2 protein-coding genes are annotated in these 11,635 nt (G+C 43.6%); both read left to right on the forward strand.

Annotated features, from left to right (window positions below):
* The first annotated feature begins 219 nt into the window (after nt 1–219).
* Complete coding sequence (locus tag CFE23_RS16040) at nt 220–948, forward strand: response regulator (RefSeq protein ID WP_291090273.1); 729 nt, start codon at nt 220–222, stop codon at nt 946–948.
* Nucleotides 949–1,458: 510 nt separating this feature from the next.
* The coding region (locus tag CFE23_RS16045; RefSeq protein ID WP_291090282.1) for a GEVED domain-containing protein at nt 1,459–11,635 on the forward strand (10,177 nt) is incomplete at its 3' end.

Raw genomic sequence — 11,635 nt, forward strand, 5'->3', positions numbered from 1 at the left:
AAACGGTGTTGAACGACCTAAGGGCGGAGGAGCAGGTATTGCTTGTCCAGATCACTTCAACAGACAATGAGGTCGTGACCAAGAAAGTGGCTTACTAAGTTTCACTGAAACACAAATAAAAGAAAACCTCCTGAGCAATCAGGAGGTTTTTTTATGTTGGGCTTGTTTAAAAAGATGCATTGGATTTATTTATATATTTGAACAACAATTAAAACAAATATGGTACGGATCCTGATTGTAGAAGATGAATTGATCATATCGCAGGACATGTCAAACATGTTAACAAAAATGGGTTATTATGTTATTGGGGATGCAATAGATTTTGATGAAGCCATTACGCTTCTAAATACGGAAATCCCTGATCTGATATTGTTAGATGTAAATCTTAATGGAAAAAAGGACGGTATTGACCTTGCAGAAGAAATTAACAATAGCTACAAAGTACCTTTTATTTTTACCACTTCTTATTCAGATAAAAGCACGCTTGAAAGGGCAAAAAAAACCAATCCGATCAATTATCTTGTAAAGCCATTCAAGTCGGAACAGCTTTTTACGGCCATAGAAATAGCCTTGCATAAACTAGCTGCAAAAGATAAAGATGACGAATGGGATCAACAATCAGATGCATTAATGATTAAGGATGCTATTTTTGTAAAGGATAAATTTAAATATTCAAAAATTGTAATATCAGAGATCATGTGGATAAGATCCGAGGGCAACTATCTGGAGATTCACACTGATAAAGGATTTGAATTAGTGCGGGCGTCGATGACTTATTTTTTGGAACGTCTGGATCAGAGGTCTTTTTTTAGAACCCATAAGTCTTACATCGTGAATTTAAATCACATGACTAAATTAGAGTCAACCAATATCACGATTGGAGGCACTATAATTCCGGTCTCAAAAACCTATATTGACGACCTGATGAAACGGCTAAACATCATTTAGCGCTTTGAGTTTAAAAAAGGTTTTCATGAGTAAATTTAGCGCTATATATATTAAGGTATAGATTCCTGAACTTATATCGCGTTTTATACAGGTTAAAAAACTGCAAAAAGGGTTCGCAATAGCTTGGTTTTGTTTTGCAAAAGTAAACATGGTTATTCCTTGAAGTTTCAATTTATTCTTCCTTTAACTTTTTACACTTCTCTCTGGAAGATCTGTTTAATTCAGGTAAACAAACTGGAGTTATACCGGGTTGCAGCAATACTTTTGCCTAAATAATGGATTTATGACTTTCTCAGTCGCTCTTTTCTAAAAATCTGTTGCGGAAAATGCCCCCCGTTTATTAAAAAAATGTAATTTCTGTATAACGTTGGGAAGGAAAAACAGGCGTAATTGGTCGGATAAAACAGGCGTTTTAACTATTTTTTTACAATTTATCGTCAAAAAAAAGAAAACGTTATGATTTAGTTAACTTTTTTTATAACTTTAGACGTTATTAATTAATTATAAACTATGTATAAAAATTACGATTCATTGGGATCGGGTAGGGATACCTGGCTCAAAAATGACGTAGGGGACCTTGTCGGGTCTCCGCCTACTGCGTCAAAAAAAGTGGCTTTTCGTTATTTGATGACTGCGTTTTTAATGCTGTCTTTCCTTATTTTAGGAAATTCGTCATTGTTTGCGCAGACAACAATAATTAGCCCTACTGGAGCAGGAAGCTTCGAAGGTGCAAATTTTGCTGCTGACGGCTGGACTGTTGTACAGGGAGCTGCGGGAGCAAACAATAACTTTCTGCTGGGTAACTCCGCGACCATTGGATTTACTCCGACTCACGGTACTAAAGGGGTTACGGTTACAACCAATGGTACAAGCAGAGGTTATAACACGGCTGCTGCGTCATGGGTGTGGATGTACAGAGATGTAACGCTTCCTGCAGGTGAGACCATTGCCACGTTTACAATGGATATGTTTGGAAGCCCTGGTGATGCGGGATTTGATGGAATCTGCGTGGGTGTAACTGATCAGACATTTACGGCTTCGATTGCTACTGGTGCTACTGGTACCATGTCGGGGACTGTAGTGCCCGGTATGACTTTCGGGACGACTGCAACATCAAATACATTTATTGAAGACGGTAACTATGCTGTGGCTACCACCCGTAGTTTTACGATAAGTGGGGTTGCTATGGGTAACTCGCTGTCTTCGTCTTCGAAAAGAATCTGGATTGGATGGAGATGTGATGGATCAGTAGGTACTGCGTTATCACCGATGTCATTTGACAGGGTGAATTTTGTTACTGCCGCACCAGCCAACTTCACGGCGGTTCAGGGAGGACTTTTCTCTTCGCCTGCAACCTGGGGAGGTACGGTTCCTGCTCCCGGTAACAGTATTACGATTCCTACGGGAGTAACGGTTACGGTAGATCAGGCTCTTAATTATGGTAATTTAACTATTGATGGTACTTTACAATGGGGCGGAAGTTCTTCTGCGGTTACCATCGGAGGGAATATTCTTATAAATTCCGGAGGTAGACTATTAGGGTATACCACGGCGACAACTCCTGTTGGTATCACGTTTACTATTGGAGGTAATTTTACCAATAATGGTTACGCCAATTTAGCTGTTGGAACCGGAACACTGTCGACCCTTACCTTTAATGGTAGCGGTTCTACGCTGGACGGTTCGGGTGTTTTTGAAGGTGATGGTACGCGCGGAATTATCCGCCAGCTGCTTTTTCAAAACAACGGAAGTAACACAATCAATACGACCCAAAACTTAACAACTTTTAGTTTAGGGCACACTGGTACAGGCAATCTAAATACCAATGGTAAACTTAGAATAGATAATACTGCCCAGCTTTATGGATTGGCATTGAATACTCAGGTGGCTCACGTTGCAGTAACCAATATGGGTTCTGGATATACTGTGGCGCCGATTCCATCTTGTGCCGGCGCGTCTCTTTGGACAGCAGGTGCGTCATTGTCTATTGGAAATGTCAGGGTTACAACTACTGACATTTATATCGTAAGTGTTGCTGGTACTGCTGGTACTACGGCTCCTGCGCATACAAGTGGTGCAGCTACTGCTACTGGCGGTACTGCCGAATTCCTTTGGGTTGGACCTGCTGGTACCATAGGAACGCCTTATACTCCTGCGGCCTTAACGGTTGGTACACAATATTTCTACGGTGGTAACTTGTATACGGCTGTTGCGACTACCGCGATGGGTGTGGCAGGTGCTCCGGTACACACCAGTGGAACTGTAGGAAGCTTACGTTATGTAGGTACACCTGCCAGAGTTTCTGCAAACTGGGATGTAACAACTTCAACTTTAAGAAGTTTAAATCTTTTGAATGCCGGTAGTGGATATGCTTCTTCTACAGCGCCTGCCATCACGATCGTGCCTAACGCCACGGGAACTGGTGCAGCGGCTTCAGGAGTTGTATTGTATACTCAGAACGGGCCTGTGAATAGTTCATTCCAGAAGAGTGGCGGTGGCGCTACTGTTTCAGGAGGATTGACTATCAATAGTGATGCCGGAGCTAGTTTACTTACCAGCGATGTTCAGGCATCGTCAGGGGTGGCTTCGCTTTCAACCACAGGAGGAGGTAACAACTATACTGTTGCGCCTACCGTAGGTTTTGCGGGACCAAGCCAGATTAACCTGATTACCAATGCAGGAACAGGATATACTTCCGCTCCTACTGTTACGGTTACCGGTGGTAACCTTGTGACAGGAACTGCATTGACAACTGCTAATTTCCTCGTTACAGTGAATAACGGTAATGTGGAGTCGGTATACCTTAATACAGGAACTACTGCAACCTATTCTACGCCACCAACATTGACAATCACTGGAGGTGGTGGATCAGGGGCTACTTTGGCTTTTCCTTCAGGATCATGGCCGGCAGCTACTGCTAATATTGGAAGCAATGGACAGTTGACCAGTTTTACAGTGACCAATTCAGGATATGGTTATATCGCAGCTCCTACTGTTGGAGTGGGTACAACCAGCGGCACGCCGAATGGGGGTACATTTACCACCGTGGCTACCGCACCTGTTGCAAGGGTTGCGCTGTATAATCTAACGTTAAACTTCTTTGCTCCGTCTACTGCAGCGGTTGTTAATGGTGACGATGCTGCGATTCCATCAAACCGTAAGATTAATGTTCTTGCCTTGGCAGGTAACGGAAACGGTTTGAATCTTACCGGTAATTTGGTTTTATACGGTGCCACTCCATTGACTTTAAATGCAAGTGGTAATACTCCGGGTAATATCCTTAATATGGGTACAAATACTGTAACCTCTACATCCAACACTTATGCCGGTACTACCGGTACAGTGGGTGCAACAAACAGTTTCGTTAAGAATGGTTCTTTCGTTCTTATGGGACGTGGTGGAGCAAGTACGTTTAACTTCCCTTTCGGACCTACAGTTACATGGTTTGCAGGAAGTACTCCGGTTACTGCTTCATCCGGTTCAAATGCCTTGGCAGTTACGGTGAGCGATACTGCTGCTCCTACTAACGCTGTAACAGGCGGAACAGGTTTGGCAACAGGAACTCGTGCGTACAGGGTAAGAACTGCAACTACTTTGGGAGCAGCGGCGACTACAGGTACCAATCCTACGATAGCAATCAGCTTTAACGGTACTGATGCTTTAACTACGACTCAAGACCAGACATTTGTTTCAGATGCAACTTCTTTGACAGGTCCATGGACTATCAGAAGTACTGCTTTTGGTGCATCGGGCGCATTGACTGCTACAGGTACTAAAACTACCGCTACAGTTGCTCCAGGTCCAATTGTACATACAGGAGATAACTATTATGCATGGTCTACGACGGCTCCAACAGTTACGGATTTCGCTCCGCTAACCGTTTGTGCCAGTTCAGGCACCTTCACTATTACAGGAACGAACCTTACAGGTGTTTCTGCTGTTTCTATAGGAGGTACTCCTGTAAATTCATTTACAGTAGTAAATGCCACTACAATAACAGGTGTCGCTGGAGCCGGTACAACTGGCGTAGCTTCGGTTACTAAAAATGGCGCTACTATTTCAGGTGTGCAGACCGTTACTGTAACAGGTTCTTCGCCTGCTCCGTCAGTAGCTCCTGTTTCTGCTACGGTAAATCCTGGTGGTGCTGTTTCGTTTACAGCTACAGGCAGTGGCGGAACATTTAAATGGTATAATGCTGCTACAGGCGGTACATTATTGTTTACAGGTGATACCTATAGCACGAATATCTGTACAACCAGAATATTGTATGTTGCAGAGGATAACGGGTCCTGCGAAGGACAAAGGGCTGCAGTACCAGTTACTGTTAATCCAATCGTTATTACACCTACTGTGACCAGTTTCTGTGGGACAGGTGGTGTAACGACACTTAACGTTGTTCCAAGTGACCCTACAATTACCTACACATGGACTGCTTTGACACCATCGGCATCTTTTGTAGCTTCTAATGTGGGCGAGAGTGTTGATGTGAATGTTACAGAAACTTCTGATTTTAAAGTTACTGCTACAACTGCTTTAGGTGGATGCAGCATCGATACATTCATTTCTATAGGTGTCTATGCACTCCCAACAGCTACTGTTACTACAACTGCTTCAGGCGTTTGTCCAGGTACAAGTGCAACCATCAATTCAGGACTTAGCGCTGGTAACTTTACAAGTTCAGCAATTACATTTGCTCCGCGCACTGCGCCGGGGACAGCAACTACACTGGTTACAGGTGGTACAGCTGTTGTGCCTATTTCGGGTGGTACATCGACGCCGCTTGATGATGTGGGCTGGGGTGGTATTCCAATTGGATTCAACTTCAATTTCTTTGGAACCAATTACAGTACTATCAACATCGGATCTAACGGAACGGTACAATTTGGGGCGCTAAACCTTACTAATACAACTGGTTTGGCTGATTTTACCTTCACAACTTTACCAAGTGTTTCTGAGCCATTTAATATGGTTGCGCTTTTGGCGATGGATAATGATTTATCTACTTCGGGAACGGCTAACGGTACAATTAAATATTGGACTGAAGGATATTCTCCAAACAGAAAGTTCGTTGTGAGCTATGAGAACGTACGTGAGTTTGGTGATACCAAAACAAGTACGATGCAGGGTATTTTCTACGAAACAACGGGAATAATTGAGGTACATGTTACAAACTCTACTAACGTTGACCGTGTGAAACTTGTTGGTGTGAACAATGGAAATGGTACTATTGGAGTCCTGGCTTATGCCTCAGGCACTACAGCATCTGCCAGTCCACAAAACCCAATTACAACTTCGTTTGCCTACAGATTTGCTCCACCTTCAAACTATACAACAACATGGTTTGCTAATGGTGTACAATTTGCTACTGGTACAAACATATTCAGTCAGGTAGTTTCTCCATCGGTTACAACTACTTACTCAATTACCTATACGAACCAGACCACATTATGTACTAATGCGCCAGGTTCTGCCCAAGTGGTAATGGCTGTATTGGGAACTACTGCTCCTACAGGCGTTAACACGTTATCAAACGTGTCAAATGTATGTTATGGTTTAACGGCTACTTTAAGTACTGATTATGCTGGTATAACAGCTGGTCTTACTTATCAATGGCAATCTTCCCCTGCTGGATTGGGATCCTGGACAAATGTTCCTGGAGCTAACGCCGATTCGATGATTTCAAGTGGTATTACAGCGCCAACTGATTTCAGGGTAGGTATTGCATCCTGCGGTGGAACTGTTAGTTATACAAACCCGGTTACCGTGGGTCTTACCAACAGTATTTCAGCTACAACTGATGATACCCGTTGTGGTCCTGGTACAGTAACCCTTACTGCTTCAGGTACGCCTGGCGCAAGTATTAATTGGTATAGTGCTGCTGTAGGTGGAACCCTTTTATTTACAGGGTCTCCTTATACACCGTCACTTGCTGCCACAACTACTTTTTATGTAGCTGCGGAAACGCCTGGCTGTACAAGCGCAAGGGTTGCAGTTATCGCAACTGTAACGCCTCCACCTGCTTTAACTTTGAGCAGTACGTCAGAAGCTTTATGTATTGCTGAAACAAGTGCTTTGGTGACATTGACAGCAGGAAGTTCACCTGATTTTAATTCTTTTATCTGGAATCCTTCATTGGGTGTTTCAGGTGATGAATTGGCAGGATGGACATTTAGTCCAACTGCAACAACTGTGTATACACTGACTGCTTCAAATTCTGTAAGCGGTTGTGTGAATACAGCTACTTTTACTGCCACTGTTGATCCAGTGCCGGTTGAAGCTTCAGCAGATTTTACAACAGTGTGTGAAGGAAGTGCTGTAACACTTACCGCGGCTTCTATTGCGCTTGCAGAAGGCCCAGCGGTATTGCCAAGTGGATATTGTGCAACGGATAGTAGTGGTGGGGCTGGTTCAAATCCAATCACATCAGTTACTTTCAATACGCTGTCGAATACGGGAATTGTGAATTCAACTCCTTTCTCTACTACTTATCCTGCGTCAGGATCTACTACGACTACTGTAACGGCAGGTCAATCTTATAACCTTAGTGTAACGACAACAGGAGGAAGTATCCTGTCTGTATGGATTGATTATGACAGAAATGGTAGTTTTGAAGATAGTGAATGGACCCAGGTTTGGACAACCGGAAATGCAGGAACAATAAGCATTGCTATTCCTGCAAATGCTGCTGGTGGGTATACAAAAATGAGATTGCGTAGCCGTGGTGAGGGTAACCCTAACGGTCCTACTGACGAATGTACTGCATTTTTTAGCGGTGTTTCGCAGGATTATACCATCAATGTGATTGGTATGACCGACGTCTCAGCTTCGTACAATTATCTTTGGTCTCCAGGCGGAGCAACCACTGCAGTTGCAGTTGTTAATCCAACTTCGACTACAACTTATACCGTAACAGCTACGAACCCTGTTAGTGGTTGTACAAATTCAGATACCATTTTGATTACTGTTAATCCTGCGCCTACAGCTCCAACAGGAACTGATTCTGCGCAATGTGGTAACCAGGTTCCAACGGCTTCTGTTGCGGACACCAATGGATTTACCACACCAACATTTAAATGGTATGCAGATAATGTAACAACTACTGCATTGCAAAGTAGTACTTCTGCAACTTACACGACTGCAATTAACGCTACAACTACGTTCTATGTGTCAGTTGTAAATGCAGTAACTGGTTGTGAAAGTACAAGGACCCCTGTGACCGTTACAGTTACTAACGCTGATGCGATTTTGGCTACGCCATCGTCTTCAAGCGTATGTCCTGGTGATTCTACATTGGTGACTATTACAAGCGTAAATACGAATTACACTTACACCTGGACGGCATTGCCATCATCAGGTAGTGGCATCACAGGCTCATTGACCGGTGATTCGAATTCAATTACGCCAACATTACCAGGTACATACACCTACACGGTAAACGCTGTGGATGGTCCATGTTCTACTTTTACCACGTTTACAATTACTGCAAATGCTACTCCGGCCCTTACGGCTAGTGCTTCACCTGCTACAGTTTGTAACAATGGAATCAGTACGCTTACAGCGGCTTATCCAGCTTATGTATTCTCTACATCAACCGGAGCTGCTTTAAATCCAATGGTTGGTGCTACGGATGTTATCACTACCGGTAATGACGATACCCCAACTGACCCATCGGCGTCAATTGGTTTCACGTTCAACTTTAATGGTGTTAATTTTACAGATTATTCTGTTTCACCTGATGGATGGATTTTATTAGGTACAGGTACCGCTACTGATGAGTTTTCTAACAGTGCCACAAGTACTACCAACATTCCTAAGCTATACCCATACTGGGATGATATGGCGACTGGTTTAGATGGAAGTGTGAAAACGCTTGTAACAGGTTCTGCACCAAACAGGATTTTCATTGTGGAATGGAATACTACTGTTCCTCGTGCAACGGGTGGTAATGTGAATGCAAAATTCCAGGCTTGGCTGTATGAGACCACGAACGTAATTGAATATCGTTACGGAACAATGGCGACTACAACGGGCAGTGCTACATCCGGATATACTGTGAACGGTACGACATTTAGCAACATTACTTTTACAAGTAATACGCAAAGTACTACTGTTGCAAATAACAGTAATTCAGGTGTTCCTGCAAGCGGAAGAATGTATACCTATACTCCTTCAGGAACTACAGTTACATGGTCACCAGTTACCGACCTGTATTCTGATTCCGGCGCGACAATTCCATACGCAGGAGAAGCATTAAAAGTGGTTTACTCTAAACCAACTGCTACAACTGTTTATACAGCTACGGCTGAATCAGCTGCGGGATGTTTCTCTACGCAAAATGTTACGGTAACCAACAATTCTATCAATATTGCTGACATCACAGGTGGTGCCAACAGCTATTGTATTGGTTCTCCGGCCCTTGATTTTGACACAACAACTCCGGGTGTTACCTGGACATCATCTAACCCTGCAGTCGCTACTGTAGATTCAAGTGGTGTTGTGACGGCTTTAACTGCAGGTACTACTATTATTGGTGCAACAATCACCAATCTAGGCTGTACTACTGTGGCTCAAAACCCACAAACTGTTGTTATCAACGATCAGGTACAAATCGTATCTTATACTGCTTCTCAGACTGTTGTTACCCTTGGTAACACTTCGTTTGCGGTAAATGCTACCGGAACTGGATTGACTTACCAATGGATGGTTAACGAGGCACCAGGTTTTACTGGTTTTGTGAATGTTGTTGATGATGCTGTTTACAGCGGAGCTCAAACAGCTACACTGAACCTTACTGCTGTTCCAGCTTCCTTCAACGGTAACCTTTATCATGTTGTTGTTTCAGGATTAGGAGTTTGTACTTCTAAAACAACGAATCCTGATTCACCACTGACGGTGGGTAGTACCGGTATCGGTACACACCCAGCTGATGTGACGATCTGTGAGACTACAACTACTGCGTCTTTCTCAGTAGTAGCTACAGGTGATGACTCAGGTGGTTACCAATGGCAAGAGCAGGTTGGTGGTGTTGGAGCATTTACGAATATCACCGATGGTGGTATTTATTCAGGTGCTACAACTGCTACGCTATCGCTTTCAAGCTTAACATTAGCTCAAAGTACTAATAAGTACAGGGCTGTGGTGACAGGGGCGGCTACGTCAGCAACTTCAAACCCTGCTACGCTTACCATTAACCAATCTGTTACTGTACAGACAAACCCTGCGAATTCAAATGTTTGTTTCTCAGGTGGATCTACAAGTTTCAGTTCTACTGCAACAGGTGTAATCACTTCACGCCAATGGCAGTATTCTACCAATGGTGTAAGCGGATGGACTAGCGTTGTGAATGGTACTCCTACAGGGGCTACCTATACTGGTAACACTACAGGTACACTGAATGTTACTACACTGGCAACTACGCCTGCTACAGGACACTATTACAGGTTGTTCTATGATGCGCCGACTTGCGCTGATGTTGCTTCATCTGCTGGTCAGATGATTATCTTCACGCCTGCTGCGACTTCGCCAGGTACACAGAACTTCTGTGCTGGTGATGTAACTGCACCAATTACCATAACTGGTACAGGTACTACTTACAACATTAGCGGTGGTGCTGCAATCGGTTTGGCTAACCAGACTGGTGTTACAGCAATTCCTTCATTTACTGCTACTGCAGGTACTGCAACAATCACGCTGACTCCTATTGCAGGAGGATGTACAGGACCTAACACTACATTCACAATCAATGTGAATGGATTGCCTGGAACACCTACTGTTGGACCATCTACACCAGTTTGTGAAGGTACTCCGTTAAATCTTACTTCGTCAACTGTAAATATTCCTGGTTATACCATGAATTCAAGCAGTGGGGTAAGTTTCATTGATATCAGTGCTACAGGTACTGCTGTTACTGGTGCGCTTGCAGATGATTCTGAGCACAACATTACTATTCCTTCATTTACATTCAATGGCACTGCATTTACAACTGCAAGGGTCGGTATGAATGGTGCGATTGTGTTGGGATCTACTACTGGAGAGGTTACGTTCTCGAACGTTGCGCTTCCAAGTACTGCAAATACTGCTGGGAATGTGTTTTTGGCTCCTTTCTGGGATGATCTTGATATAACAACCCCACTTACGACGTCCATTAGGACGCAAACAGTTGGAAATGTTCATATCATCCAATATACTTCAGCGACACACAATAGTGTTGCGACAACTGATGGTATCACTTTCCAGGTACAGTTGAATTTGACAACTGGTGCAGTGACTTATGTTTACCAAGATGTTAGTTTTGGTGCTGTAGGTCAGAATGCCGGCGCAAATGCTACTGTTGGTATCCAATTGAGTAGTTCAAGTGCTGTTCAGTATTCATTGAATACTGCAAGTTTGACCAATGGTCAAAGTATCACGTTTACGCCTAACAGTGCAACTTATGCATGGTCCGGTCCAAATGGTTTTAGCTCTAATGTGCAAAATCCTACAGTTACTGCAACAGCAGGTGCTGTAAATGCGGGTCTGTATACTTTGGTTGTTACCAATGCTGCAACTGGCTGTCAAAAGACTGTTCAGCAAACGATCACTGTAACTCCTTCTGCCAACGGCGGAACAGTTAGCGGAACCCAGGTTGTATGTTCAGGCACTACACCGATGAACCTGACGCTTTCCGGCAATGTTGGATCAGTGGTAA

This window comes from Flavobacterium sp. BFFFF1 (genome assembly GCF_002256285.1).
GTDB lineage: Bacteria > Bacteroidota > Bacteroidia > Flavobacteriales > Flavobacteriaceae > Flavobacterium.

What these genes read in the sequence shown, in the direction of transcription:
- CFE23_RS16040 (WP_291090273.1), top strand. Translation starts at nt 220, where the DNA reads ATGGTACGGATCCTGATTGTAGAAGATGAATTGATCATATCGCAGGAC.